This is a genomic window from Pseudomonas sp. GL-B-26 (assembly GCF_019947405.1).
GTDB lineage: Bacteria > Pseudomonadota > Gammaproteobacteria > Pseudomonadales > Pseudomonadaceae > Aquipseudomonas.
In genome coordinates this window covers 118,700-145,087 of the sequence record NZ_JAGYGJ010000011.1, presented here as the reverse complement: position 1 = coordinate 145,087, position 26,388 = coordinate 118,700, and the positions used below count along the sequence as shown (strand labels likewise).

The window sequence follows — 26,388 nt, the reverse complement described above, 5'->3', positions numbered from 1 at the left end:
AGCTCTTTGCTGCCGTTTTTCAAGTGCCTCCAAACGATCGTATTGAATTCAGAAAAACATCAAATATTTATGCCGCGCTATGCAACATAAATCAGCGCGCAGTCTTGCCGCAACTACATGTTTTAGTTAGATAAACTCCCCAAATATTTGTATAAAAACAACGAAAAATCTTTTTTAAATTTACATGTGCAATCGATTGCACATATTTATTTTTAATGAATAATGTCGGCGGCACCGACGTGCGCTACCAGCTCGATTCGGGCAACTGGACCGATCGCCTAAGCGGCGAGATGTGCAGCGGCAGCGTCACCTTGCAGCCGTGGGCGATGCTTTGGTTGGAGCTGGCCATGTAACCGTGGCGCGGCGGCATCAAGTCAACAAAAATAAATATGAGACTAATATGACTAAAAACTTACAAACGCCGGCACAGCGCAAAGTGCGACTAACGTTCTGGCAGATCGTCAACATGAACATGGGATTCTTCGGCATCCAGTTCAGCTTTGGGCTGCAGCAAAGCAGCATGAGCCCGATCTACGCATACCTCGGCGCCGACGAGGCGAGCCTGCCGTATCTGTGGCTGGCCGGGCCGCTGACGGGGCTGCTGGTGCAGCCGATGATCGGCGCGATGAGCGACCGCACCGTCACCCGCTGGGGGCGGCGCACGCCGTATTTCCTCATTGGCGCCATTCTGTGCAGCCTGGGCCTGCTGGCCATGCCGTTCAGCCCGACGCTATGGATGGCCGCCAGCCTGCTGTGGATACTCGACGCCTCCAACAACGTCACGATGGAACCGTACCGCGCCTTCGTCAGCGACAAGCTCGACAAATCGCAGCACTCGCTCGGCTTCCTGATGCAGAGCGCCTTCACCGGGCTGGGGCAGACGCTGGCCTACCTGGCGCCGACGCTACTGGTGCTGATGGGGATGGACAAGGACGCCGTCAACGGCAGCCACATCCCGCACATCGTCATCGCCGCTTTCCTGGTCGGTGCGGTATTTTCGATCACCACTGTGCTGTGGACTCTCAAGACCACGCCCGAGTACCCCTTGAGCGCCCTGGAGCTTGTGGAGATCACCTCCCGGCCACCGGGCTGGCGCAACACCCTGGCCGACATCGCCCTGGCGGTGCGCGAAATGCCGGACACCATGAAACAACTGGCCTGGGTCAAACTGTTCCAGTGGTACGCCATGTTCTGCTACTGGCAATACATCATGCTCTCGTTGGCATCGAGCATGTACGGCACCGGCGACTCGACCTCGCAAGGCTTCCGCGACGCCGGCCTGCTCAACGGCCAGCTCGGCGCCTTTTACAATTTCATCGCCTTCGTCGGCGCCTTCGCCCTGGTGCCGTTCACCCGCCGCTACGGCCCCAAGAATATGCACAGCGTCTGCCTGGTGCTTGCCGGCGTGAGCATGCTCTGCATCCCGCTGATCCACAGCCAGGCGTTGATGTTCATCCCGATGGTCGGCATCGGCCTGGCGTGGGCCAGCATCATGGGCAACCCTTACGTCATGCTCGCCGGCAGCATTCCGCCGGCACGCACCGGCGTCTACATGGGCATCTTCAACATGTTCATCGTCATCCCGATGATCATCCAGATCTTCACGCTGCCGCTGTACTATCACACCTGGCTCGGCGGCCACCCGGAAAACGTCATCCGACTGGCGGGCGCGCTGTTGCTGTGCGCGGCCGTGGCCGTCCTGTTCGTCAAAATCAAACCCCCATCGCAGCCGTAATCGGGGGCCGAGGTGGCCGACGCGCCACCGGCGGCCGCGCTGGAGCCGCTGGGCCAGCCGTGGCAGGTCGCAGACCCCGGAGTTGCTCTGCGTCGACCGCATCCGCGGCCACGCCGAGCTCCGGCGTTTTGCCTTGCAGGCGCGCTTCGGCGCGCCGCGGCCGAAGCCGCCTGAGGCGGTCACGCTGATGAAGGCCAACATCGACGTGCCGGGCATCACCCGTCTGTCGTTGATCGAGCTGGCCAAAACACGTCTGGGCCTGGAAGTCATCGAAGGTGACGTGTTCATCGACAAGCTGTCCGACTTCAAGGAAGCCGGTGCTTGCGGTACTGCCGCAGTGATCACCCCGATCGGTGGCATCAGCTACAACGGCAAGCTGCACGTGTTCCACAGCGAAACCGAAGTCGGCCCGATCACCCAGAAGCTCTACAAAGAGCTGACTGGTGTACCGACCGGCGACGTCGAAGCGCCAGCAGGCTGGATCGTCAAGGTCTGATTTGACGTGGCCTGGCCCCAAGTGGCACATAGCCCATCCATCGCTTCAGCGGTGGATGGGTTTTTTTTTCGAAGGAAACGAGCATTTCGCTTCCCGGTCTATCTGGGCGAACATCCAGTCAATAAAGAGCTGAGTGTCCGGCACCGCCTCCTGCGAGACGCCGTAGTAATGGAAGGCGCAGGTCGGACAACGGGCAGATCAGGCGCCCGCTCGACAGGTCTTTTCCCAGCAGCGAAGCAGGACACAAAGCAACGCCAAAGTCCATCCATGGCAGCCTGAAGCACCAGATGCATGTGATCGAATCGCAGCGTCGCCTGAGTCGGCCGCCGCGCTATCGCGAAATGTTTGGCCCATTGTTGCCAGTCTGAGCTTCTGGTCTTGCCTGCCAGTAGGTTGTGTCGGCTCAAGGCGTTGACGTCGTCCAGGGGCAAGCTCCGGATCAGCGACGGTGCCGCGACCATCAGGATTTCATCTTCAAGCAACACGTGCGCGGGCACATTCGCAGACCAGCCGGCCTGACCGCGGCGAATGACGATGTCGAACACTTCACGGGACTGATCAGGCGCCTGAGTACTGGTGACCACTTCGGGCTGAATTTCCGGGGCCAGCACCATGAAATTCGGCAGCCGGGGGAATCAGCCAGCGCACGGCGAAGGATGGGTGGACATTGATTTTCACTTTACGCAACGAGGCACGCTGGGTGAGTGCCATTGCGGCATTGGCGATTTGCGTGAGAGCTGCGCTGACCTGTTCATAGAAGGTCTGGCCCGCGGGAGTCAGCACCGACTGTCGCGTCCGGCGCTCGAAAAGCAGCACGCCGAGGTTGACACAGCCATTTTCGACGGGGTTTGCCGGTCACCTCGCATCGTTCTGCTAGATAACCAGATGCTGAGTCTCAAAGAAAATTCTGCGATCGATAGCACCGTCAAACTGTTTTCCAGCATTGCTAAGCTATTGCGCGAATCTCCGGTCTCATATGAGGACCTGGTTTGTCATGAAGACGCGCTGAACCAGTTGCTTGACTTGGGAAGCAAGAAACTCGATGAAGTGCGAATGCACAAACCGAATGCTGCGGGCTTGGTTGTTGCTACGAATATCGAGCATGCTCACCAAATTGCGTTGGCGCTAAAGGACAAGGGCGAAAGCTTTCAAGTCGTGACCACCAGAACCCCAGACGCACAGCAGGTCATGAGCGCCATGGAGTACCCGACAAAGCCAGGGTAAAGCAGCCCGGTCCTGCATTTTCAAAAGAATTTGCTGCCCCCAAGCGTTGCTCAAAAGCGGATCATAACCTGAACAATGATGGATCTCGTCGAATACCGCAAACACACGGTAGTCATCGAAAAGCCTCCAGAAGGCTTCATCCTGATGTTCCATCGCTTGATAGGTACTTGCAGTTCCAACGGCACCGATAAGTCCATCCAAGCGCCTCCCCAATACAGTGGAGAATGTCGAGCGAAAGCCGTCAACGACTTGGCATGACGGAGCAAAACAGAGCACGAGATCAATCTTTTCCTGCTCCAACAGCTGTCGAGCCAGCTCTGCGGCCATTCGCGTCTTCCCAGCCCCTGGAGTGGCTTGACAGAAGAAATGCGGCATTGCGGTGTAGTGCTCCAGCGCAATTTCAATGCATTGGCTCTGCCATTTTCTCGGCGATGCTTTCATCGTGCGGACATGACTGTCTTGAGCGTCTTTTCCACCGCTCGGAGATGTCCTAGAAGACGGGAACTTTGGTCTCGAGCCTCAATATACTCATCTTCGACTTGGTCTTTCAGATGCGGCATTTCGTCGAGCAACTGTTTATAGCGCTCCGCCTCTCCCATTGAGGAAAGGAAGTCGAGCCGAATCTCTTTGAGTATGGATTCCAAGTGCTCGATTAAACCTGCCCCTGGCTGCACTGGGTACACGCAAGGACATGCAAGCGGTCTCACGTCGCTGTTCCGGAGGATTGGAAGCTGCGTGCAAGACTTTGGCCGCTCGGGATTGGGATCGTCTTTTCTCTGCTGATGACAACTCCCAATCCGTGTAAAACCGCATGGCGTCGCTCCAATACGACAGTTCAACAAAAATGGCTTCGATGCAGGCCCGGCTTTTGTCAGATGAGTTCCAGACCGGCCCAACGTATCGAGAGGTGCTCCAAATTCAATTAATAATGAAAAAAGTTCAAAGAATCGTGAAAAACTACGGCGCTACGCACGGCTTCCAGAGGCTGAACATGTTCTGACATATCGGTATCCCTCACAGTGATTGTTTTTTTTGTTCCACTGGTGTTGCGTGTTCCTTGCAGGGTTAAAGCTCAATGTCCGTGAATCAAATACAAATCCCCTGTGGGAGCGGGCTTGCTCCGGGCGGCGTTCCGACGAAAGCGGTGGGTCAGTCGACCTCTATGTTGAATGTAAAGCCGCCTTCGCGAGCAAGCCCGCTCCCACAGGGGATAGGTCTACTGTCGAAGGGTTAAGGATCAGTTGTGCTGCCTTTTCGGCAATCATCAGCGTAGGCGAGCAGGTGTTGCCCGAGGTGATGCGCGGCATGATCGAGGCGTCGGCGATGCGCAGCCCCGGGATGCCGTGGACTTTGAGTTGCGCATCGACCACGGCGTCCGCGTCGTTGCCCATGCGGCAGGTGCCGGCCGGATGGAAGATGGTGGTGCCGATGCGGGCGGCGGCTTCGTGCAATTGTTCTTCGCTCTGCAAGCTGTCGCCGGGCAAGTACTCCACTGGATTAAACGCTTGCAGAGCCGGTGCGGCGACGATGCGCCGGGTCAGGCGAATGGCATCCGCTGCCACCCGCAAGTCTTCCGGATGGCTCAAGTAGTTGGGTTGAATCAGTGGCGCTTCCTGCGGATCGGTGGAGCGAATCTCGACGCGACCACGGCTTTGCGGGCGCAGATCGCACACCGACGCCGTGAAGGCGGGGAACGCATGCAACGGCTCGCCGAAACGCTCCAGTGACAGTGGCTGAACGTGGTACTCGAGATTCGCCGATGTCTGCTCCGGTCCCGAACGGGCGAAGGCCCCGAGTTGGCTCGGCGCCATGGACAGCGGGCCGCTGCGGTCATACAGGTAACGCAGGCCCATGCCCATCTTGCCCCACAGGCTGCCGGCGATCTGGTTAAGGGTGCGGGCGTTTTCCAGTTTGTAGATCAGCCGCAGCTGCAGGTGATCCTGCAGATTGCCACCCACGCCGGGCAGCTCATGGGCAACGCCGATTCCCAATCGTTGCAGCAGCGGGCGAGGGCCGATCCCGGAACGTTGCAGGATGCTCGGTGAGCCGACGGACCCGGCGCACAGCACAATCTCTTTGCGCGCCTTGAAGGTTTTCGCCTGACCCTGCCAACGCGCACTGACCGCTGATGCACGGCCATTTTCCAGCAGCACTCGATCCACTTCGACATCGGTCAGCACGGTGAGATTGGGCCGGTTGCGGATCGGTTTGAGAAACGCCTTGGCCGCGTTCCAGCGAATCCCGGCCTTCTGGTTGACCTGGAAGTAGCCACAGCCTTCGTTGTCGCCCTGGTTGAAGTCATCGATGCTGGCGATGCCGCTTTGCTCGGCGGCGCTGCGGAAGGCATCGAGAATCGGCCATGACAGCCGCTGACGTTCGATCCGCCATTCTCCGGCGGCACCGTGGAATTCCGAGTCGCCAGCAAAGTGGTTTTCGCTCTTTTTGAACAATGGCAGCACGTCGTTCCAGCTCCAGCCGGGATTGCCATCAGCGGCCCAGCCGTCATAGTCGCCGGCCTGGCCGCGCATGTAGATCATGCCGTTGATCGAGGAGCAGCCGCCGAGCACCTTGCCACGTGGATAACTCAGGGCGCGGCCTTGCAGGCCGGGTTGCGCTTCGGTCTTGAAGCACCAGTCGGTGCGCGGGTTGCCGATGCAGAACAGGTAACCCACGGGGATGTGAATCCACGCATAGTTGTCGCGGCCGCCGGCTTCGAGCAGCAACACGCGATTCTGCGGGTCGGCCGACAACCGATTGGCCAGCAAACAACCGGCCGGCCCGGCCCCGACCACGATGTAGTCGTATTCATCCAGGGAAGTCTGCATCCGTGACCTCAATTTGTTGTTCTTGTTGTCGGTCATCCTAGTTGTTAGCTTTCGTCAAAAGAATGTTAGTTTTTGCGCAGCCGCTGTGCGTTTTTAAACAGCCCCACCTCAAGGACGGTTCATGTTCGACTGGAATGACCTGCGGTTTTTTCTCGAGTTGCAGCGCAGCGGGCGTCTGCTCACCGCTGCCCGCCGTTTGAACACCACCCACGCCACCGTGGCCCGGCACATCGAGGCCATCGAAAAGAGCCTCGGTACTGCGCTGTTTGTTCAGCACGCCCAGGGTTATGAGTTGACCCCGGCGGGCGAAGCGTTGCTCAAACATGCCGAAGCCATGGAAAACGTCGCGTTGCTGGCGCAGGAAGAAATTACTCAGTCCACGGCGCCGCTGGGCAAGATCCGCGTCGGCGTGACCGAAGGGCTGGGCATCATGTTCCTCGCCAGCCGCATGAACGGGCTGTTCGAACGTTATCCGGGGCTGGAAGTGGAACTGGTGGCGGTGCCGCGCTTCGTCAGCATCCTCAACCGCGAAGCCGAGATCAGCATCCACCTGGAGCGTCCGGCCGCCGACATGCTGGTCACGCGCAAACTGACTGACTATCGATTGGCGCTGTACGCCAGCCAGGAGTATCTGGATCGTTCGCCACCGCTGCGCAGCCGCGAAGACCTCGGTCGCCACGCCTGGATCGGCTATGTCGATGACTTGCTGTTCAGCCAGGAACTGATGTTCCTCAACAGCTTCTGCCGCAATCCGCAGGTGGTGTTTCACAGCACCAGCGTCATCGCCCAACAACAGGCCGCTCGTTCCGGGCTGGGGATCGCCGTGCTGCCTTGTTACATGGCCAGCGCCGATCCCGGCCTGGTGCCGTTGTTGCCGGATGAAAGCATCCAGCGCAGCTACTGGATCAGCACGCGGCGTGAGCTGCACAAGTCGGTGCGGTTGCGGGTGTTGTGGGATTACGTGGTGGGGTTGTGTGAGGCGGAGCAGGGGTTGTTGCTGGGATAAGGTTTGTCGTCCAGTCTATTGGATGACGACAAGGAGCGTTATCCGACACTCCGTCGCGATAAAGGGAGCTTGCAGCATGACCGAAGATACAAAAGTGAAAGGCCCGGCGTCGTACTTCCCGTCAATCGAGAAAAAGTACGGGCAGCCAATCAGTCACTGGCTGGATCTACTGGGAACAGTGAGCGGTAAGAAGCATATGGAAATGGTGGCGTGGCTGAAGACTGAACATGGTATGGGGCATGGCCATGCGAATGCGTTGGTTGCGCATTATTTAGCGAGCGCTAAAACGTGAGCCACCTGTAAGTGCTCCTACAGGGGAGCGTGTTTCAGGCGAGGATTTCGAATGAGGTGCTGGCCAGGCGCTCCCCATTCACCAGCACGTGCACGGCGTGTTTGCCCACGTAGTGTTTGCGGGTGGTGAGTTCCTTGATCTGCTGGCTACGGGCAATGGTCTCGGTAGCGTTACCGGAAAGCGTCAGCGCCTTGAGCTTGAACACCTTCGCCGACGTGCTGCCATTGGCTTTGACGTAATCGATGGCGTAGTCGATCACCAGTCGCTGACTGTCCTGGACCGTGGATTTCACGGCGAAGGACAGGGTGATTTTTTCACCCAGGCGAATCACCGCCGGTTCCACCTTCACATCGATGATCTCGACCTCAGGCTTGCCACCCGCGCCAATGATCGCCAATGCGCGTTGGTTGCCCTGTTTGATCAGGCTGCGCAGGGCGTGTTTGGCGATCCACGCGGTGTGTTTGTTGTCCAGCGACCAGCCTTCGATCAAGTCCAGCACCCATTCGGGATGATCCTTGGTGATGTCGTTGAGGTGGTTGGCCACGGACTTGCGCACGTAGAGGCTGTCGTCGGCCTTGAGGTTGTCGAGGATCGCGGCCGCCAATGTCGGGTCAGCCTGAATCTGTTCCAGCCGAAACGACCACGGCAGGCGCGGTCGGCTGCCTTCACTGGCCAGGCGGCGGACATGCTCGTTTTCGTCCAGGGACCACTCGTGCATGACCGCCAGTGAGCGTTCGATGTCGCTGCGCAGGTAATGGCGGATCGCGAACTCCGCGGAGCCGAAGGTGGTGAAGTATTTCAGCGCCTCCATGGACTGTTCGAAGGCATGTGCGCCGTAGGTCGCGACGTAATGCGGTAATGAGATGCTGACGAAGCCGCTGTTCAGCCGCGGAGCGAGGGCGCGCAGCACTTCAAGCGTCTCTTCATAGCTCAACGGCAGGACCGCGTGCAGGCATTCGCTGACCCGGGCCATGCGCTGCATGATTGATAATTTGGCTAGCCCGTCGTTGGCCAGTTTCAGGAAGGCCTTGGTGTTGAACGCTGGGTAGACGGCGGTCATCTCGGTGGCGATGTGCTTGAGGCGGTCGGCGTTGAAGATTTCTTTTAGGGCGGGGGCGGGTTGGTTGGTGGTGGTCATGGGATGGGTTTGCTCGAATGGTTGTGTGTCAGTTAGATCCACCCCCTCTCCCCACGGGGGAGAGGGGGAAAGGGAGCCGATCTCCATTGCTTTCAAATCCTGAGTTCGACTTGATATCTCAGGTCGATGTAGCTCTTAAGAACAACTCGGTCAGTCCCCTCGCCCCCCTGGGGAGAGGGTTAGGGTGAGGGGTGATTCTCAAGCCTTACCCGATTCCTGTTCCCCCAACTGATCCGACTCAAACAATCTCGCCAGTTCCACCCGGGCTTCCTGCGCCGTCTGCAATACCTTCGCCGCATCGTCATAAATCGCATGCTGGGCCTCCAGCACCTGCTCGTCGTGATGCTTGAAACGCTTGATTCGCGCATCGGCCTGGGCTTGGGTCAAACCGAGGCCAACCAGCGTGCGCCGGCTCATTTCCAGACTCGAATAATAGGTTTCCCGAATGGCCTCGGCGCCAAGGTCCACCAGCCTATGCACATGCTGACGGTTACGGGCCCGGGCGATGATTTTGATGTGCGGATAGAGTTTGTGCACCAGTTCGGCGGTCTTGATGTTGGTGTCCGGGTCGTCGGTGGCGATGACAAAGTATTCCGCCTGCTCGACCTTGGCCGCACTGAGGATCTCCGGGCGCATCGGGTCGCCGTAGAACACCGGCACGCCGCCAAAGCTGCGCGACAGTTCGATGGTTTCCACCGAGGTGTCGAGGGCGACGAACTTGATGTTCTGCGCGCGCAAAATCCGCGCAACGATCTGCCCCATACGGCCCATGCCGGCGATCACCACGCGTGGCGTGTCGGTATCGATCGCGCGGAATTTCTCCGGCACCACCACCGGTTGAACCCTGGGGCTGACCAGTCGAGCGCACACCAGCAACAGCAGCGGCGTCACCGCCATGGACAAGGTGATGGTCAGCACCAGCAAGTCGTACAGGTGCGGTTCGAACAGCCCCTGGTCGCGGCCGATCTTGAACACCACAAACGCAAATTCACCACCGGCCGCGAGTACGATGCCGAGGCGAATCGCACTGACCTTGCCCAAGCCACCGGCCAACCGCCCGACGACAAACAGCAGCGGCAGTTTGATTGCGATCAGCAACAAGGTCAGGCCCAGCACCGTGATCGGCGCGCTCAGGAGCAGACTCAGGTTGGCGCCCATGCCGACACTGATGAAAAACAGCCCCAGCAGCAATCCCTTGAACGGCTCGATTTGCGCTTCCAGTTCGTGACGGTATTCGGAGTCCGCCAGCAACAACCCGGCGAGGAACGCCCCCAGTGCCATGGACACGCCGACCAGGTCCATCAGCCACGCCGTGCCAATCACCACCAGCAACGCGGTGGCGGTCGAGACTTCCGGCAAACCGGTCTTGGCCACCACCCGGAACACTGGGCGCAGCAGATACCGGCCACCGATCACCACCACCGCGATGCTGCCCAGTACGCGCAAGCCGTGATTGACGCCTTCGCCAGCGCTGCTGGTGTGATCGCCGCCCGCCAGCAACGGCACCATGGCGATCAACGGGATAGCGGCGATGTCCTGGAACAACAGAATCGCGAACGCCAAGCGCCCATGGGGGCTGGTCAGTTCCTTGCGCTCGGCCAGGCTTTGCAAACCGAACGCCGTGGACGACAGCGCCAGGCCCAAGCCCAGCACGATCGCGCTGTTCAACGGTTGGCCGAACACGAACAACGCCAGCACACCAATCACCGAGCCCGTCAGCAGCACTTGCGCCAGGCCGACGCCGAACACCGATTTGCGCATCACCCACAAACGTCGCGGCGACAGTTCAAGGCCAATGATGAACAGCAGCAACACCACCCCGAGTTCGGAAATGTGGCTGACGCTTTGCGGATTGCCAATCAAGCCCAGCACCGACGGGCCGATGATCACGCCGGCAAACAGATAACCCAGCACCGCCCCCAGTTGCAGGCGCTTGGCCAAGGGAACGGTGAGCACGGCCGCGAACAGAAACACGACAGCGGCTTGCAACAGGTTGCCTTCATGGGGCATGACAAAAACTCCATTAACTCGGTACGGCGGGGGGGACAAGGATAAAGGGTGATGCTTCATGCGTCAGCCATGACATACAACGATGTTGCCTGATCCACCGCCTTCGCGAGCAAGCCCGCTCCCACAGTGGATCTCCAGCGAGCATGGAACTCGTGGGCGACGCTGATCAAATGTGGGAGCGGGCTTGCTCGCGAAGGCGGTGCATCAGGAGAAATAGATTTCGTTACATGCTGCATCAATTGGTTACATTCATAGGATAAGCTGATCAATCTTTCCCGTTCCCGAGTGCGCACCATGGCCATCAATTTCGACCTGAACGACTTGCAAGCGTTTCGCGCCGTGGTGGAGCAGGGCAGCTTTCGCAAGGCGGCCGACGCGGTGCGCATTTCCCAACCGGCGCTGAGCCGGCGCATCGAAAAACTCGAAGACGCCCTCGGTGTGAGGTTGTTCGAACGCACCACACGCAAGGTCAGCCTGACCCAGGCCGGACGCGGTTTTATGCCGAGCGTCGAGCGTCTGCTGGACGACCTGGATGTGGCGTTATTGGGCATCAGCGAAGTCGCCTCGACCCGCCTCGGCCACGTCACCGTGGCCTGCGTGCCTTCGGCGGCTTACTACTTCATGCCGCGAGTGATCGCCCACTACCACCGGCAGTTTCCACGGATCAAGGTCAAGGTGCTCGACTCCAGCGCCCATGAGGTACTCAGTGCGGTGGTCAACGGCGAGGCGGATTTCGGCCTGAGCTTCATGGGCACACTGGAGGCGGAAGTGGAGTTCGAGCCGCTGGTACAGGAAGGTTATGTGGTGGCGTGCAGGCGCGATCATCCGTTGGCCGGGCGCAGCAGCGTGACGTGGGATGAGTTTTATCAGCAGGACTACATCTCGCTGGACAAGACCTCCGGCAATCGCTTTCTGCTGGATCAGGCGCTCACGGGCATCGTGCCGCAGCGGCCGAGCATCTGCGAAACCCGGCATGTGACGACGATGATTGGTTTGGTCGAAGCGGGGTTGGGTGTGGCAGCGGTGCCGTTGATGGCGATGCCGGCGGCGGATCACCCGATCCTGACACGGGTGCCGCTGACCTCACCGCAGGTGATGCGCAGTGTCGGCTTGATCAAGCGCCGGGGTCGTACCTTGACCCCGGCGGCATTGGAACTGGAACGTCTGGTGGTGGAAATGAAAATCCAGGTCAGCGACTGACAGAGTCCAGCCCGGTGGCTTTCACATCTGGCTGAGCGGCGGAGGAGGCCAGGTAATCGAGCAATGCCTTGGCTTGCGCCGGGTGTTGCGCACCGACTGGAATGCCGGCAGCGAAACGCGTCACTGACTGTACCGACTCTGGAATCTTCGCCACAAAACTCACGCCCGGCACTGGCAGCAACTCGCTGACCTGCTGAAAGCCCAGTTGATAGTCTCCGGTGGCAACCACCGAGCCCACCGGGATTTTCGCAACCATCGTCGATTTGGGTTTGAGCTGGTCTTCGATGCCCAGTCGTTTGAACAGTTGTTCCTCGATGTACACGCCACTGGCGCTGTCGGAATAGGCCACGGACTTCGCGTCGAGCAAGGTCTTTTTCAGGCCGTCGACTGAGCTGATGTCCGGCTTCGGCGCGCCTTCACGTACCACCAGGCCGATCCGCGAGTCAGCCAGTTCGACCCGTGAGGCTGGGTCGACTTTGCCTTGCTTGATCAGGTCATCGAGGGCGTAGCCAACCATGATCACCACGTCGGCTTTTTCACCGCGAGCCAGACGATTGGGGATCGCTTCCGGCGCCTTGCCCATCGAAGGGCCGAGGGCGGTGTCCAGTGTGTTTCCGGTGGAGGCAGCGAATTTCGGGCCGAGAATTTTGTAGGCCGCGGTGAAACCGCCGGAGGTCATCACGCGGATCTCTTCGGCCTGGGCGACGCTGCTCAGACCGAGGGCGGCCACCAGTGCAAGGGCTGCAAAACTGAATAGCTTTTTCATGGTCATTTTCTCGAAAGGGGGGCTCAAGACATCGCCGGTTGCAAGCGACCGGTCGAACGGCGATAGAGATACAGCGTCGCGCACAGGGCACAGAACGCGGCAAAACTCATCCAGTAACCGGGCGCAGCCTTGTCGCCGGTGTACTGGATCAGGAAGGTCGACATCGCCGGGGTGAAACCGCCGAACACCGCCGTGGCCAGGCTATAAGCCAGGGAGAAACCGGCAACCCGAACTTCGACCGGCATGATTTCCGTCAGCGCGGCGATCATTGCGCCGTTGTACAAACCGTAAATGAACGACAACCACAGCAGCACCAACAGCATGTTGATGAAACTCGGCGCCTGCACCAGATACGTCAGCGCCGGATAGGCCGTGGCCAATGTCAGCAGGGCCATGGCGATCAGCACCGGGCGACGGCCGATGCGGTCCGACAGTGCACCGCCAATCGGCAGCCAGAAGAAGTTCGAAACGCCTACCAGCAAGGTCACCAGCAGCGCATCAGACGTGCTCAGGTGCAGCACGGTTTTGCCGAAGGTCGGTGCGTACACGGTGATCAGGTAAAACGCGGTGGTGGTCAGGGCGACCATCATCATTCCGGCGAACACGATCACCCAGTTCTGCGCCAACGTGCGGAACACATCGCCCATGCTCGGGCGGTGTTTGCGGGCGGCGAACGCTTCGGTTTCCTCAAGGTTGCGGCGCAGGAAGAAAATGAACGGCACGATCATGCAGCCGACGAAAAACGGAATCCGCCAGCCCCAGTCGGCAATCATCGCCGGCGCCATCCATTGGTTCAGGCCATAGCCCAACGCCGCCGCGACAATGATCGCCACTTGCTGGCTGGCCGACTGCCAACTGGTGAAAAAGCCTTTGTTGCCGGGCGTGGCGATCTCCGAGAGGTACACCGAGACGCCACCCATTTCTGCGCCGGCCGAGAAGCCTTGCAGCAAGCGGCCGATCAACACGATGGCCGGGGCGAACAGCCCGATGGTTTCATAGCCGGGCACCAGCACAATCAAAATCGTGCCGCTGGCCATGATCGACAGGGTGACGATCAACCCTTTGCGCCGGCCCACATCATCGATGTAAGCACCCAGCACTACGGCGCCCAACGGTCGCATCAGAAAGCCTGCGCCGAACACCGCGAAGGTCATCATCAGCGAGGCGAACTCGCTGCTGGCCGGGAAGAACACGGCAGCAATCTGCGTGGCGTAAAAGCCGAAAAGGAAGAAGTCGAATTGTTCGAGGAAGTTGCCCGAGGTAACCCGGAAAATCGCACTGGCCCGGGAGCGACCGGAAGTCGCGGGCCGTTGGGTTGATGCTGTCATAGACGTGTACTCCACCGCTTTTATGACGTGCACCGCCTGGACGCGGCGCACGGTTCTTATTGGGGCGGATAGTGGAGCAGGGTGATCGATATGTTAATTGCATTGTTGGCATGTATTAATGCGTGAAGCGGATCAATGCGAATGCGCAGCCCTGCGAATCAATTTGTAGTCGTTGGCGCGATATCGTGTTGCGCAAACAGCACAGGCGGCATGGGGCAGTCCAGCAGGTCTGCGATTGCCCGCATCAATTGCGCTTCCGCCACGGTGACCTTGCCGTCATGCTCCACACAGCGAACCAAGGCGTTCAACAGGGCGGGTTTTTCCTCAGGCATAAGGTGACGCAGGCGCTTGAGTGCCGCTTCGAGGTTTTCCAGTTCGCTCGGCAGTTCGTGCCCGCGTTCGAACGGCAGGCCTTCCCAGGCGTATTCAAGGGCTGCTAAAGCGTCTTTCGGGTCTGGCTGGCCCGCGATGGCCAGGGTGCTCAGCAGTACGGTGAGCTCGTCGGCGCACTGGAACAAACCGAACTTGAATTGAACGGCGGGCGCGCCTTCGACGTTGCGCTCGACGATGCGCAGAAGGGTCCACTCCAGCAAATCGACGTCGTTATCGGCTTCAATCAACAGGCTCAAGTTACGTTTAACCGCCGCAAAGGGTTTTTTACCGAGCTGCTTGAGGCTCGGTATCGCCAGATCCAGCAGCGGTAAACGCAACCCGGGGTTGAGGGTCGAGAGCGAATCGCGCAACAGGTCCAGGGTATTGAACACCGTGCTGTCGACCTGTGGCTGCAGCGTCTCGAGTTGCATCGCCAGCAGCGGCGCGGAAGGTGATAACACCAGACCATAGAGCAAGGCCTCGGCGCCGTCAGTACTGCGAGCCGCGAGTTTGAGCGCCTGCGGAATGTCTTCCAGCAACCGGCGAGCCTCGGTGATGTGCTCGGGCTGTGGGGAACCGATCATCGCGATCGACGCCTGCACTGCGCTGACGTCGTAGAGCACCGCTGTGGCGGCAGCGGGCAAACCACTGAAGGCGTCAGACACCGGCAATACCATTGCGACGTCCATCGCCGCCAGCGCCGGTGCTTCGATTATCGGGAAGCTGCCGTCCCAATGCGCGTCAATGCGCCGGATGCGCTCACTCAGTTCAGGGTGGGTCGAGAACATGCCATCTATCGCCGTCGACACGCCCGCGCCAAAGTACAAGTGACTGAATTCGGCGGCAACGGGCGATTTGAGGTTCGAACCCTGTTCATACCCGCCGATCTTTTTCAGCGCGCCGCTAATGCTTTGCGGGTTTCGGGTGAACTGCACCGCAGTCGCATCGGCCAGGAACTCTCGTTGTCGGCTGACGGATGCCTTGATCAGATTGCCAAAAAAGCTTCCGGCAAACCCGACCACACACAGCACCATGCCCACGACGAAAGGCAGCAGCACCAAGCGGCGGATTGCCACTTGGTCGACCTTTTCCAGTTTGCGCAAAATGAAACCGCCCGTCAGGCTAAGCACCAGAATCCCGTGGACGATGGCGATCAGTCGGGTATTGAGGCGCATGTCACCGTTGTAGATGTGGCTGAACTCGTGGGCGATCACGCCTTGCAACTCATCACGAGAGAGCAGCGAGATCGCCCCCTGCGTGACGCCGATGACGGCATCCTGAGGCGTGAAACCGGCGGCGAAGGCGTTGATGCCGGGTTCCGGCAGCAGGTACACCGACGGCACAACGGTGCCCGAGGCGAGGGCCATTTCTTCAACCACGTTAAGCAGCCGCTGTTCTTCCAGGGTGCGTGCACTGTGGTTGATCAAGCGGCCCCCGAGGCGCCGGGCGACCACTTTACCGCCTGTGGCGAGCTCGGAATATTTCGCCACACTGCCCAGCAGCACAATGCTCAATACGACCGCCGAAACCACCGTGACGAGCCGCAGGTCCAGGGTCAGGTATTGTCGCAGGACGTAGGGGATTTCTTCCATTGGCAGGGTCAATGCCAGGCAGGTGATGGCGATCAGGCTGAACACGGCCAGCGTCATCAACAACACGAGCAGCACTGTGCGGCGCTTGGCCTGGCGCTGTTGTTCAAAAAAATTCATGGGTCCGTCCGTGGATAAGGGGCGTCAAAAAGAGACTTTCGGAGCGTCCTGAATCACCGCGCTGTCGGCAAATTCCAGCAGGCTGGCGTCGGCGCCATGGCCGAAGATGGCAGCCAGCAGCACGGCCGGGAAGCTCTGCTTGAGCGTGTTGTAGGCCATGACCGCATCGTTGAACGCCTGACGGGCGAACGCCACCTTGTTTTCGGTGCTGCTCAACTCTTCACTGAGCTGCTGCATGTTCTGCGAGCCCTTGAGATCGGGATAAGCTTCCATCGTCACATTCAGGCGTCCCATGGCGCTATTGAGCGCACCGTCCGCAAGGCTCAATTGCGCGATGCTGCCCGCATCACCCGGTTGTGCCCGGGCGGCCTGGAGTCCGGCCAGTGCGGTGTTGCGCGCGGCGATGACAGCTTCAAGGGTGCCACGCTCGTGGGCCAGATAGCCCTTGGCGGTTTCCACCAGATTGGGGATCAGGTCGTAGCGACGCTTGAGCTGCACTTCAACCTGGGCGAAGGCATTCTTGAATTGGTTGCGGCGGGCGACCAAGGCGTTGAAGACGCCAATGGCATAGAGAATGAAGAGGGCCAGAATGACCAGAATAACGGCGCTGGAAGCTGCCATGTGATGTCCTTATCAGCGTGCGGGATGGGGCGCGGGATGTTATCTGAAATCAGCAGGTTTGGCTGCTGCCGGTCGCCCCGATTGAAATGATTGGGCGTCACTACGGTCCCGGATCGGGTACCACGAATTTACTGGGGGTTCATCGATGAACAACAAGACCCTTATCGCCAGCCTCGCCCTTGTCGCAGGCATTGCCGGTATCCAGCCCGATCGTTCAAGCGGATGACCCACCGCAAATAACCGTTCAGCCAGGGGTTAACAACTCCCAGGATTTAGTGGTCGCGCCCGCGCCCCGGACGTTTTTCAGCGCAGCGCAAAGGCCTTGAGTAACTGGAAACAGAAAGGTCTGAAAGCCCCGAAGGGGCAGGCGCAATGAGTGCAGAACAACGACAAGTACATGATGGTGATGATTACTAACGGGACGATTATTGCTATCACGCCAGTGGAGCGTTAAACCGCCAGCAACAATTGGCCATCGAGGGTTGATTGAAATTGCCAGCGGTTCCGGTAAAGCTCTGCGGCGATTTCATTGACTGGATGTCAGGAGCGACTCGTTGGAAAAGAAACCCCTTTACCGCAAGGTTAATACCCGCACTTGGGGTGTCCGGTGTAACGAAATCACGGGGCATTACCGGCATCAGCGCAATACCAAGACTGAAATCCAGAACGATGCGCTCCGGGGATCGATGCATGGGACTCGTCGGCACGGGTTCGATTACACGCCGTTGTTCCGGTTTTTGCTGTCCCGCGTCGGTGGGCGGTGGGATGAAGTGTTCAGCGAAGCGGTGGCTCGCCTCGATCGACCTGAACCGGTGTTCTGGATGGTGGCTCTGCATGAAAACGAAAGGCAGGAGCAGGTGCGATTGGGGGAGTCGAGCTACTTCAGTGGCTTGTATGTCGATGATCAAGGGTGTCTGCGGATCGTCAATCCCGAGCTGACGGCCGAGCGCATGACACCTAATTGTTATTGCTGCACCCACACCTTCAACGGCATTCCATTCGGCCAGCGCAAGGATTGAACGGGTCAATCAACCCGGCTAGGGCTCATCGATTGTTCACCCAACCGATACTGATTATTCCCACTGCGCTTCGCCTCATACATCGCCAGATCCGCAATATGAATCAACCGGTCCATGCTCGGCGCATGGTCCGGGAACACCGCGACCCCCAGGCTGGTGCCGATGTGGCGTTGATCATTACCGATGGTCACCGGTGGCGACAGTTCGACGAAGATTTTCTGGCAGATGCTGCGGGCTTCGTCTTGCAGGCTGTTGCCCTGGGGCAGGCCTTGAAGGATGACCACAAATTCGTCGCCACTGATCCGGGCGACGGTGTCGGTTGAACGCAGGATTTTCTTCAGGCGGGTGGCGGTGGTGATCAGTACCCGGTCGCCGGCGGCATGGCCGTAATGGTCGTTGATTGCCTTGAAACCGTTGAGGTCGACAAACACCAGCGCAACCCTCGTGGCGCTGATGCGCGCCTGTTCCAGCGCTTCCGACAGACGCTCCTCGAGCACCAGACGATTGGGCAGGCCGGTCAGCGGGTCGAAGTGGGCCAGGTGTTGCAGGTAGCTGGCGGAGGCTTTTTCCTCAGTGATATCGCGTACCACGCCCATCATCTTGATCGTTGCATCGTGGTCGTTCTTGACCACATTGCCGGTTTCCCGAAGCCAGCGGATCGTGCCGTCGGGCCAGATCACCCGGTATTCCTCGTCATGGTTGTCGCCGGTTTCCAGGCAGCGCAATTCCCCGGCCCGGACCCTGGCCCGATCGTCGGGGTGAACACATGAGCAAAACAGGGCGTAGGAGGGCGTTACTTCGTCGATCTTGAAGCCAAACATGCCGTAGATCGCGTCCGACCAGTAGAGCTTGTCGGTGTCGACATCCCAGTCCCACGTGCCGATGCGGGCGAAGTACTGGCTACGCTTGAAGCGTTCGGCATCGCCGTCCTGACGGATGTTTTGCCCGTCAGTCAGGCTGGTGATCAGCACGCGATACTCGGCCAGCTGCTTTTGCAGCGAGCGCTCGCGACAGATCAACGCGACGATCAGGGCTAGCATCATTGAGCCGATGGCGGCGCTGGTCCAATCCACATTCATTCAGGTTTCGCCATCGTGGCGTATCAGCCGTATCGGGAGAGATGTGCCTATGTTAGTTCACACGGCCTTCGATCATCAGCCTCTATTACGAGGGGCGCCAAACTTATAGCAGTTCACCTTTGTCCCACAGATGCACCAATTCCCCTGGCGCCTGATCTTCAGGCACCTTCATCACCATCCGGTCGTCCTGTTCGCCGCTGCGGTAGCGCACTTCGATTTGATAGAAGCGCTGATCGCCCCGACCGGCGGAAGAACTCGTCATAAGCAGGCAACCCTCGAGCAACGAACAAATGCGGGTGCGTTGGTCGGCATTGCATTGGGCGAATTCGATCTCTCGAGGGCGGGTCAAGGTGTGGATCGCCGCTATGCCGCCCTGGCGGGAGACACAGACCACCGCGTTATCGTCCAGTGTTGGCAAGGTTTTCATTGTTCCTCCGGCGTCAGGTCGACGCCCACTTCAGACCAGCCGTGCCGCACCGCCTCGACTGCCTTCGCCCCAAATCCTTGCCGGGCATGCTCGACGGTCAGTTGCGCGAAGGCACTGAATGTCGCTTCGCTACTCAGGCGTTTGTCGCACAGCGCGTCGTACCAGATGCGGCCGGTTCTTTCCCAGGCAAAGCCGCCCAGCGCCATTGCGGCCAGATAAAACGCCCGATTAGGGATGCCCGAATTGATGTGCACCCCTCCATTGTCTTCCTGGGTGATGACGAACTTGCGCATGTGATCCGGTTGCGGGTCCTTGCCAAGCAACGGGTCGTCATAGGCCGTGCCCGGATGGGCCATCGAGCGTAAACCGATACCTTTGATGCGTGGTGCCAGCAGGTCCGCACCGATCAGCCAGTCAGCCTGTTCGGCGGTCTGGCCCAGTACATGTTGTTTGATCAGTACCCCCAAAACGTCCGATATCGATTCGTTCAATGCGCCGGACTGGCTGGCATAGACCAGACCGGCTTCGCTTTCGATAACGCCGTGCGTCAACTCGTGGCCGATCACATCCAGAGAGCGGGTGAAGCGCTCGAAGATTTCACCATCGCCGTCGCCGAACACCATTTGCGCGCCGTTCCAGAATGCGTTCTGGTAATCCAGGCCGTAATGCACGCTGCCGATCAGGGCAAAACCCTTGTTGTCGATGGAGTCCCGACCCAGCACCTTCCAGAAGAAATCATAGCTGGCACCCATTGCGTCGTAGGCCTCGTCGACCGCCGGATCGCCGGTTGTCGCCTGGCCTTCAAGTCGCACAGGCATCCCCGGCAGAAGCATTTTCCCTTGCGCGTCATGAATGCTGCGCTGTGCCAGGCCGGGGCGGCCGGGCAGCGGCAGGATCGCTTTGGCGGGTGGTCGCGATGGCGGGCCGGGATTGTGCCGCAAACGACGGACATGGATCAGTGTGGTCTGGGCGCTGGAGCGCTGACGGTCGGAACCGTGGGCGATGATTCGGTTGAGGATGTAGGGCGGGATGAAACTGTACAGCGGTGATGAGTCGGTCATCAGAGCATCCTTTCCTTAATACGAAGTCGTTATTCATGTGAGCCGGATGACGGTCTTTCGGTTCCGTGGATTGCCTTGCGCGCCGGTTTCTGCGAAAACCTCCGTCCGCGCCCCAATCACTGGGCGACAGTGAACGAGTAGGAATCATGAACGACGAGTTGCAAATCATTGACCTTGAGCCGGGCGACGGCAAAGCCGCCGTCAAAGGCGCGCTGATTACCACCCAATACCGCGGCTGGCTGGAAGACGGGACTGAATTCGATTCTTCCTACAACCGGGGCAAACCTTTCCAGTGCGTGATTGGCACGGGGCGGGTGATCAAGGGTTGGGATCAGGGGATTATGGGCATGCAGGTCGGCGGCAAGCGCAAGTTGCTGGTGCCGGCGCATCTGGCCTACGGTGAACGGACCATGGGCAAGATCACGCCGAATTCGAACCTGATTTTCGAGATTGAGTTGCTGGAAGTGCTGACGCGCGATGATTGATTTGTTGGGTGTGGGCTGAAATGGCGAACCCCGCCATCTCTGTTAGAAGAAATGGTGGGGTTTTTATGTGTTGGGAGGGTGATTTCTGGTTTTGATTTAGTGAGTCAGGTGAACATTTCAATATCGTCGAGCGTGTCAGCAACTGTGGCTTCTAGTGCAGGGAATTTTCCTTTCACGTAATCAAGGGCGGGCATCACGGCTTGTATTTCAAGCTCACCGAATCTGCGGGCTACATGGCCGAGTGCGGTGATTGCTGCCGCAGCCACCGACTGAGTGCCACTCTCGAGATGTTTCAGGCAAATGGTCTGAGCCCAGGCACTGTCTTGCTCATTTAGTCCGATGGAAATCAGCGCGGTGACAATGTTCTTTTCTAAGCCGCTATCAAAGAGACTGATTGCTTCGTCATGGCTAATCGACGGATCGTGGTAGATAAGACTCACTGTTTAGCTCCCAGGATGTTTCCCTTGGTGTCGGCTTTTTTTGCCTTGATCAATACATTTTTCATATCTTGATGGAGTTTATTCCATGCTCTGACATGTCCGTGGTAGTCGTCCCCTCCCGTATGATCAAAGACGACAAACTCGTTGGTTTTGGGATCAATACCAATCCTGCGTTCCGATGTAGGTTTTATCTGTACCGAATTATCCAAAGCTTCCTGGCCATTCTCGGGACCCTTACTTTTAACTGGTGTATCCGTCTTTCCATGGTACCTGGCAGCATCGAATCGCAGGGAAAAGACAATGTAAAGAGGCTTGATGCCGGAATCAGCCGGGAAAACAAGGATGAAGTCCTTGTACTCAGGCGGATAGATTGGGTTAACAATGATGCTGTCAGCCGCTGGTGTAGGCGGATAAACCCAGATTTGCGGAGCTTGTGGAGCTCCTTCTAGCGGCGGGATTCCCGAAGTGCTCGACGGATCTACGGCTGGTGTCCATATCAGCGTTACCCCGTTACCAAAGTCAGCCACTTGCTGAGAGCCTTGAGCTACGAACTGCACGACAGGAATCATTTCCCAGTCGCTGCGCTTTTGAGTGTTGTATCCGTATGCCTTCAAGGTGCCATTGGCCTGGTGTTCAATATGCAGGCGAACTCGGGTGCGACCTTCTTTGAGTGATTTGAGCTGTACTTCCGAATACAGGGAACTGTCCCCGAGCGTCGATGGCCAGAGCAACGCAACGACTCCCGCCAAAGCGCCAGCAACAACACCAGCCGTCACTACCCCCGCACCGCTTGCAGCCGCCCCGGAGCCAGCAGCTCCTACGCCACCCAAAATCAGTGTTCCAAATGAGCGAGGTAATGCGCTACCACTGATTTTTTTTAGAGGTATGTTTCCTGCTTCATCCCTTTCACGGCCACCTAAAAGCGAGAACTTTCCGTAGTCGGCCAATTTCTCGACCGGGACAAACCCGGTTGGATTGTCGTGGTTGATTACGCCGTCGGGGAGGTTGCAGCTTTTGGCGAATACGCAACCCATGGAGCTGGGCTGGTCATGTTGCTGAGGTTGCCTTATGAAACGGTCTTCATATGCCTGTTGTCGGGCCAACATGTCGTCATATTTTTTTTGTCTGGCGTCCCGCTCTGCCAGTTCGGTGGCGTTCATGTAGCGGCTGGTGACGTGATGCCCGTCGCCTGACGGTGGGTTTTGAATCCTGGGTATGCCTGTTTTGCTAGCCATGAGCGTCCTTGTTTCATCATTTGAAAACGATGCGGACGCTATATCAACGGACATTTGATAGATGTAGGACGGGTCTGAAACTCTATGAGTTAGTGGAAGGACTGACGCGCGACGATTAACCGCTAAGACTGAAAGGTCTCCCGGTAGGCATAAAGGCCCGGTGTTCCACCCGTCATCACGAACAGCACATTGTCCCCAGAACGGTAACGTCCTTGCCTGAGATCGGCCAACAGCCCAGCAAACGCTTTGCCGGAGTAGACCGGGTCGATCAACAAGCCTTCGGCGCGAGCCATCAGGCGCACTGCTTCCTGCATGGCCGGCGTTGGCAGACCGTAACCGTCGCCCAACTGACTGCCGTCAATGGCGATCTCTTCAGCCTGAACGACGGCGCTGCTGCCCAACAGCGCCAATGCGTCCTGGGTCAATTGCCGGGTTCTGGCCGCTGACGTGTCTCGATCGGACAAAACTGAATAGGATTTTACGATCGAGGTGCCTCGGCCCAGCAACTGGAAGCCGGCCGCGAGCCCGGCGTGGGTGCCGGCGCTGCCGTTGGGCACCACGACTTGATTGAGGGTGAGGCCGAGTTCCGTCTCCTGCTGCGCGATCTCCGCCGCGCAGCGCGCATAACCGAGACTGCCCAGCGGCGTTGAGCCACCGGTGGGAATCACCAGCACGTTGCGCCCCGAATCCCGAAGTTGCGTGGCCCGTGTTTCGGCCACGGCGAGTGAGTCGCTGCCCCCGGCAAGCACCTGTAGCTGTGCGCCAAACAACTGGTCGAGCAGAACGTTGCCGTTGAGTTCGTAATCCACATCGGTTTTGGGTACCGCGCGGATCAGGATCAGTTCGCAGGCAAGGCCCAGGCGCGCGCACACCGCGGCGGTCAGGCGTGCATGGTTGGACTGAATGCCGCCCACGGTGATCACCGTGTCGACTCCGGCCGCCAGCGCTGCGCCGATATGGAATTCGAGTTTGCGCAGTTTGTTACCGCCACCGCCAATCAGCATATGATCGTCGCGCTTGAGAAACAGGCCGATTCCCTGCGACTTCAAGCCCAGCAGGTGTTCGAGGCGTTCGGCGCGCTGGATGGGCGTGGGGCCTTGCAGAAGGTCTGCCCGCGCAAAAGAACTCAGTGACGTGTCCAGTAGGGTTTGCATCAATGGAGCCTCGTTGTTCACTTTAATCAAGTGACTCTAGGGAGAAAGCCCTTCGTGATAAACGCATTGCCGGTTATTACTCCTTTAACCTGATGTACTTAATCAAGCGTTCAGTTTCTCCCTTCACAAGGCATGGTCATGAGCAAACTCAGGCAAATGGAAGTTTTCGTCGCCGTGGTCGAGGCGGGCAGCTTTGCCGATGCGGCCAGTGACGTCGGGATGTCGGCAGTCATGGTTGGACGGCATATCCAGAGCCTGGAGAAAACCCTCAACACCCAGCTCATTCAACGCACCACCCGACGGCAATCCATCACCGGGGAAGGGCGGTTGTTTTATGAAGAAGCCAAGCGGGCACTGGAGCAGGTGAAGTACGCGTTCAGCCGGGTGGAGGCGTCGAACCCGGAGCCCAGCGGCCTGTTGCGGATCACCGCACCGATGACCCTCGGCGTGGCATTGGTCGGTCCTCTGGTGTCGGAGTTCATGCAGTGTTATCCGCAGATTCAGGTCGAGCTGATTCTGAGCAACGAAGTGGTGGACCTGTACGAGACGTCATTCGATCTGGCGTTCAGGATCTCCGAATTGATCGGCGTGAATCTGCTGGCCAAGCCATTGCCACCGTATCGAATGGTGATCTGCGCATCGCCCCGGTATCTGGAAAAATGGCAGGAACCCCAATCCCCCGAAGACCTGCACCGACACAGAATCCTCACCCACACGTCCTGGAATAACCGGTTTGCCTGGCCTTTGCAAAACGGCGCCAGCGAGGTTCCCTGGCCTGAAGGGGCGGTGTTGAAAAGCAATGACGGCCAAGTGTTGCTGCAGGCGGCCGTGGCCGGAGAGGGGATTTTGATGCAGCCTGATTTCCTGGTGTCGGCCGCGTTGGCTAAAGGTGAACTCGTGCGGATCCTCGACGCCTATGCTCCGCCGCCCAAGCCGGTACAAATGGTTTATCCACGCTCGCGCAAATCACTGCCCAAGTTGAAAGCCTTTATCGAATTTGTTGCGCAGCGACTGGCGTGACCGTTGCGGATGCGGATTTTTCAGCAGGGTTTCGATAGGCTACGGCGCATCAAAAACCAACGCCTTTGCGTGGGAGGGCGCGTGTCGCCAATCAACGAATATGCAGCTGCTGTTCAACTGCTGGACGAAGCTTACCGGCGCTGGACCGGCCAAAGCCTGCCATCCCCTGAGTCGCTGACCGGACCTGAGCGCTTGCACTGGTTGCACGCGCACGCGCCTTACAGTCTGCTAGCGCATGGTACCGAAGCCGATCCTTGCTTCTTCTACGCCAATGAACAGACGCTGGCCTGTTTCAAATACGATCGCTCGCAGTTCCTCGGCATGCCATCACGGTTCAGCGCTTCGCCACTGGACCGAGCCATGCGCCAGACGTTGCTGGAGCAGGTCACGGCCAACGGGATTGCTCATGGATACAGCGGTTATCGGGTGGATCGGGATGGCAATGCCTTCATGATTCACGAAGGCAAAGTCTGGACGCTGATCGATCAGCACGGTGAGCATCGAGGGCAGGCGGCACTGTTCTGGCCGGATGCGGAGCGTGTTGGTCGGGTTGATTAGTAGGAACGATCGGGCTTACGGCAAATAGCTAAACAGCGGAATACGCCCGTTCAGCGAAGGTCGGTAATGCCAGGTCAGGCGATCCAAAGCAGGCTTTAACGTCAGAATCTCCCTCAACGTGGCGCTGGCAATACTCAACGCCAACAACTGCCCCGGACATTGATGCCGCCCCGCACCAAAGGTAAAGCTGCGCCGGTCTGGACGATCAAGAAGAAAGACGTCGGGATGGTCATTGAGCAGCGGATCACGATTAGCCGAGGCCAGCAGCACCAGAATCATGTCGCCTGAATTGAGGCTTACCCCGTCGATTTCACAAGTCGCAGCGACAAAGCGGCGGGTGTTCTGCACCGATGGATCGAAGCGCTGAACTTCAGCGATCAAGTCGCCCACGGGTGTCGATTCGCTGTGCAACGACGGGATTCGAATCAACGCCAACAGCGCATTGCCGATCAGCCCGGCGGTGGCTTCATAGGTCTGGGAAAACAGCCCGATCAGGTTGGCGATCAACGTTTCAGCGTCGTCAGAGGTTGCCGCGAAGCGCTGGCGGATCCCGGCGAGCAGGGCGCTCTGAGTGCTCGGGTCATCCAGCAACTCAACGAAATAGCCGCTCAAGTGTTCCGCCGCAACATGAGCTGCATCCCGTTGCGCCTGATCGCCAAGGGGTGACAGGCACGCGACGAAGTCCCCCGTCAGTTCGCTGATAGCCCGGCCCTGAGCCGGCGAGAACCCCAGCAATGCAGCCACCACGCACACCGGCCCGCGGAACATCGCCTTGAACAGCCCATCGGCGCCCGGAGTGATCAGGCGAGCGCGGACCAGCGCATTGACTGCATCTGCATCAATCAACGCCAACCCCGGTTGAATCGCCGACCTCGGGCAACGCTGCCGTTCGCCCTCATTCATCCGCATCAACTGACCAAAGACCTTGCCGGCCATTCCGCCAACAATCGCCTTGGGCACCGGTTCGTGGGACGGTCGAACATGGCAGTCAGGATGCGCCAGCACAGCCGCAACGACTCGGGCGTTACTCGCAATCCACATTTTTAGTCCTTGATGAAAAAACAGCCCGCCGTCCGCGCGCAGTTGCGCGTAATAGGGATAAGGATCGGCATGAGTCGCAGCGATGATCGGGTCCATGGGTCGCAGCCTTGTTCGTGGTTGGAAAAGTGTTGCTACTATCTCCAGTCC

General features: G+C 58.8%; 24 protein-coding genes and 4 pseudogenes. 11 read left to right on the top strand and 17 right to left on the bottom strand.

Going from position 1 to position 26,388, the window contains the following annotated elements; translation table 11 throughout:
* The first annotated feature begins 215 nt into the window (after positions 1 to 215).
* From KGB23_RS10120 to KGB23_RS10110, 3 genes and pseudogenes are all read left to right on the top strand, one after another.
* Positions 216 to 353, top strand: coding sequence for a hypothetical protein (locus tag KGB23_RS10120; protein WP_223430934.1), 138 nt, complete (start codon positions 216 to 218; stop codon positions 351 to 353).
* 47 nt (positions 354 to 400) lie between these two features.
* Complete coding sequence (locus KGB23_RS10115; protein WP_223430932.1) at positions 401 to 1,735, top strand: MFS transporter; 1,335 nt, start codon at positions 401 to 403, stop codon at positions 1,733 to 1,735.
* A gap of 205 nt (positions 1,736 to 1,940) precedes the next feature.
* Positions 1,941 to 2,231: pseudogene (locus KGB23_RS10110) on the top strand (aminotransferase class IV); the annotation flags it as partial.
* 45 nt (positions 2,232 to 2,276) lie between these two features.
* Here KGB23_RS10110 and KGB23_RS10105 read toward each other — a convergent pair.
* Positions 2,277 to 3,053 (bottom strand): annotated as a pseudogene (locus KGB23_RS10105) (LysR substrate-binding domain-containing protein); the annotation flags it as partial.
* A gap of 63 nt (positions 3,054 to 3,116) precedes the next feature.
* Here KGB23_RS10105 and KGB23_RS10100 point away from each other — a divergent pair.
* Complete coding sequence (locus KGB23_RS10100; protein ID WP_411741491.1) at positions 3,117 to 3,455, top strand: hypothetical protein; 339 nt, start codon at positions 3,117 to 3,119, stop codon at positions 3,453 to 3,455.
* Here the strand turns inward: KGB23_RS10100 and KGB23_RS10095 are convergent.
* The 3 genes and pseudogenes from KGB23_RS10095 to KGB23_RS10085 form a co-directional block, all read right to left on the bottom strand.
* Positions 3,421 to 3,896: pseudogene (locus KGB23_RS10095) on the bottom strand (DEAD/DEAH box helicase); the annotation flags it as partial. The gene KGB23_RS10100 and the pseudogene KGB23_RS10095 sit on opposite strands and share 35 nt — an antisense overlap.
* A pseudogene (locus KGB23_RS10090) lies at positions 3,893 to 4,105 on the bottom strand (hypothetical protein); the annotation flags it as partial. The pseudogenes KGB23_RS10095 and KGB23_RS10090, both read right to left, overlap by 4 nt.
* Positions 4,106 to 4,615: 510 nt before the next feature.
* Positions 4,616 to 6,280, bottom strand: coding sequence for a GMC family oxidoreductase (locus KGB23_RS10085; protein ID WP_223430931.1), 1,665 nt, complete (start codon positions 6,278 to 6,280; stop codon positions 4,616 to 4,618).
* Between the two features lie 121 nt (positions 6,281 to 6,401).
* On the opposite strand from KGB23_RS10085, the gene KGB23_RS10080 reads away from it, so the two are divergent.
* Complete coding sequence (locus KGB23_RS10080; RefSeq protein ID WP_150657463.1) at positions 6,402 to 7,286, top strand: LysR family transcriptional regulator; 885 nt, start codon at positions 6,402 to 6,404, stop codon at positions 7,284 to 7,286.
* Between the two features lie 76 nt (positions 7,287 to 7,362).
* Positions 7,363 to 7,578 (top strand): DUF4287 domain-containing protein, encoded by a 216-nt coding sequence (locus tag KGB23_RS10075; protein ID WP_223430929.1) that lies wholly within the window; start codon positions 7,363 to 7,365, stop codon positions 7,576 to 7,578.
* Positions 7,579 to 7,612: 34 nt separating this feature from the next.
* Here the strand turns inward: KGB23_RS10075 and KGB23_RS10070 are convergent, their stop codons facing one another.
* A complete protein-coding gene (locus tag KGB23_RS10070) occupies positions 7,613 to 8,716 on the bottom strand; it encodes a DNA alkylation repair protein (RefSeq protein ID WP_223430928.1) in 1,104 nt (367 codons plus the stop codon).
* 198 nt (positions 8,717 to 8,914) lie between these two features.
* Entirely contained in the window at positions 8,915 to 10,726 is a 1,812-nt protein-coding gene (locus KGB23_RS10065) for a monovalent cation:proton antiporter-2 (CPA2) family protein (protein WP_223430926.1), read from the bottom strand.
* Between the two features lie 294 nt (positions 10,727 to 11,020).
* Between KGB23_RS10065 and KGB23_RS10060 the strand changes: the two genes are divergently transcribed.
* A complete protein-coding gene (locus tag KGB23_RS10060; RefSeq protein ID WP_223430924.1) occupies positions 11,021 to 11,926 on the top strand; it encodes a LysR family transcriptional regulator in 906 nt (301 codons plus the stop codon).
* On the opposite strand, the gene KGB23_RS10055 is transcribed toward KGB23_RS10060, so the two are convergent.
* The 4 genes from KGB23_RS10055 to KGB23_RS10040 all read right to left on the bottom strand — a co-directional run bounded on the left by KGB23_RS10055 (position 11,916) and on the right by KGB23_RS10040 (position 16,722).
* Positions 11,916 to 12,692: a substrate-binding domain-containing protein gene (locus tag KGB23_RS10055; RefSeq protein ID WP_223430923.1), complete on the bottom strand. Its 777-nt coding sequence runs from the start codon at positions 12,690 to 12,692 to the stop codon at positions 11,916 to 11,918. The genes KGB23_RS10060 and KGB23_RS10055 overlap by 11 nt on opposite strands.
* Positions 12,693 to 12,715: 23 nt before the next feature.
* Positions 12,716 to 14,020 (bottom strand): MFS transporter, encoded by a 1,305-nt coding sequence (locus KGB23_RS10050; RefSeq protein ID WP_223430922.1) that lies wholly within the window; start codon positions 14,018 to 14,020, stop codon positions 12,716 to 12,718.
* A 158-nt stretch (positions 14,021 to 14,178) separates the two neighbouring features.
* The gene (locus tag KGB23_RS10045; protein ID WP_223430921.1) at positions 14,179 to 16,101 is read right to left on the bottom strand and encodes a M48 family metallopeptidase; all 1,923 of its coding nucleotides are present in this window, start codon (positions 16,099 to 16,101) and stop codon (positions 14,179 to 14,181) included.
* Positions 16,102 to 16,125: 24 nt separating this feature from the next.
* Positions 16,126 to 16,722: a LemA family protein gene (locus KGB23_RS10040; protein ID WP_223430920.1), complete on the bottom strand. Its 597-nt coding sequence runs from the start codon at positions 16,720 to 16,722 to the stop codon at positions 16,126 to 16,128.
* A 554-nt stretch (positions 16,723 to 17,276) separates the two neighbouring features.
* Between KGB23_RS10040 and KGB23_RS10035 the strand changes: the two genes are divergently transcribed.
* The gene (locus KGB23_RS10035) at positions 17,277 to 17,741 is read left to right on the top strand and encodes a hypothetical protein (RefSeq protein WP_223430919.1); all 465 of its coding nucleotides are present in this window, start codon (positions 17,277 to 17,279) and stop codon (positions 17,739 to 17,741) included.
* 5 nt (positions 17,742 to 17,746) lie between these two features.
* On the opposite strand, the gene KGB23_RS10030 is transcribed toward KGB23_RS10035, so the two are convergent.
* From KGB23_RS10030 to KGB23_RS10020, 3 genes are all read right to left on the bottom strand, one after another.
* Positions 17,747 to 18,820, bottom strand: a complete 1,074-nt coding sequence (locus tag KGB23_RS10030; protein WP_223430918.1) for a sensor domain-containing diguanylate cyclase — start codon at positions 18,818 to 18,820, stop codon at positions 17,747 to 17,749.
* Positions 18,821 to 18,923: 103 nt separating this feature from the next.
* Positions 18,924 to 19,247 carry a protealysin inhibitor emfourin gene (locus KGB23_RS10025; protein WP_095128151.1) on the bottom strand — a complete coding sequence of 108 codons (324 nt, stop codon included), beginning with the start codon at positions 19,245 to 19,247 and terminating at the stop codon, positions 18,924 to 18,926.
* Positions 19,244 to 20,308, bottom strand: a complete 1,065-nt coding sequence (locus tag KGB23_RS10020) for a M4 family metallopeptidase (RefSeq protein WP_223430916.1) — start codon at positions 20,306 to 20,308, stop codon at positions 19,244 to 19,246. The genes KGB23_RS10025 and KGB23_RS10020 overlap by 4 nt, the downstream gene beginning before the upstream one ends.
* A 146-nt stretch (positions 20,309 to 20,454) precedes the next feature.
* Here KGB23_RS10020 and KGB23_RS10015 point away from each other — a divergent pair, with 146 nt between their 5' ends.
* Entirely contained in the window at positions 20,455 to 20,793 is a 339-nt protein-coding gene (locus tag KGB23_RS10015) for an FKBP-type peptidyl-prolyl cis-trans isomerase (RefSeq protein ID WP_223430915.1), read from the top strand.
* 104 nt (positions 20,794 to 20,897) lie between these two features.
* Here the strand turns inward: KGB23_RS10015 and KGB23_RS10010 are convergent, their stop codons facing one another.
* The 3 genes from KGB23_RS10010 to KGB23_RS10000 form a co-directional block, all read right to left on the bottom strand.
* Positions 20,898 to 21,233, bottom strand: a complete 336-nt coding sequence (locus tag KGB23_RS10010) for a hypothetical protein (RefSeq protein ID WP_223430913.1) — start codon at positions 21,231 to 21,233, stop codon at positions 20,898 to 20,900.
* A complete protein-coding gene (locus KGB23_RS10005; RefSeq protein WP_223430912.1) occupies positions 21,230 to 22,468 on the bottom strand; it encodes an S-type pyocin domain-containing protein in 1,239 nt (412 codons plus the stop codon). Before KGB23_RS10005 ends, KGB23_RS10010 begins: the two co-directional genes overlap by 4 nt.
* Before the next feature lie 122 nt (positions 22,469 to 22,590).
* The gene (locus KGB23_RS10000) at positions 22,591 to 23,622 is read right to left on the bottom strand and encodes a D-cysteine desulfhydrase family protein (RefSeq protein WP_223430911.1); all 1,032 of its coding nucleotides are present in this window, start codon (positions 23,620 to 23,622) and stop codon (positions 22,591 to 22,593) included.
* 138 nt (positions 23,623 to 23,760) lie between these two features.
* Between KGB23_RS10000 and KGB23_RS09995 the strand changes: the two genes are divergently transcribed.
* Positions 23,761 to 24,642 carry a LysR substrate-binding domain-containing protein gene (locus KGB23_RS09995; RefSeq protein ID WP_223430910.1) on the top strand — a complete coding sequence of 294 codons (882 nt, stop codon included), beginning with the start codon at positions 23,761 to 23,763 and terminating at the stop codon, positions 24,640 to 24,642.
* Between the two features lie 81 nt (positions 24,643 to 24,723).
* Complete coding sequence (locus KGB23_RS09990; RefSeq protein WP_223430909.1) at positions 24,724 to 25,200, top strand: MEKHLA domain-containing protein; 477 nt, start codon at positions 24,724 to 24,726, stop codon at positions 25,198 to 25,200.
* Positions 25,201 to 25,215: 15 nt separating this feature from the next.
* Here KGB23_RS09990 and KGB23_RS09985 read toward each other — a convergent pair whose 3' ends face one another.
* Complete coding sequence (locus KGB23_RS09985) at positions 25,216 to 26,337, bottom strand: cytochrome P450 (RefSeq protein ID WP_223430908.1); 1,122 nt, start codon at positions 26,335 to 26,337, stop codon at positions 25,216 to 25,218.
* Positions 26,338 to 26,388 lie beyond the last annotated feature (51 nt).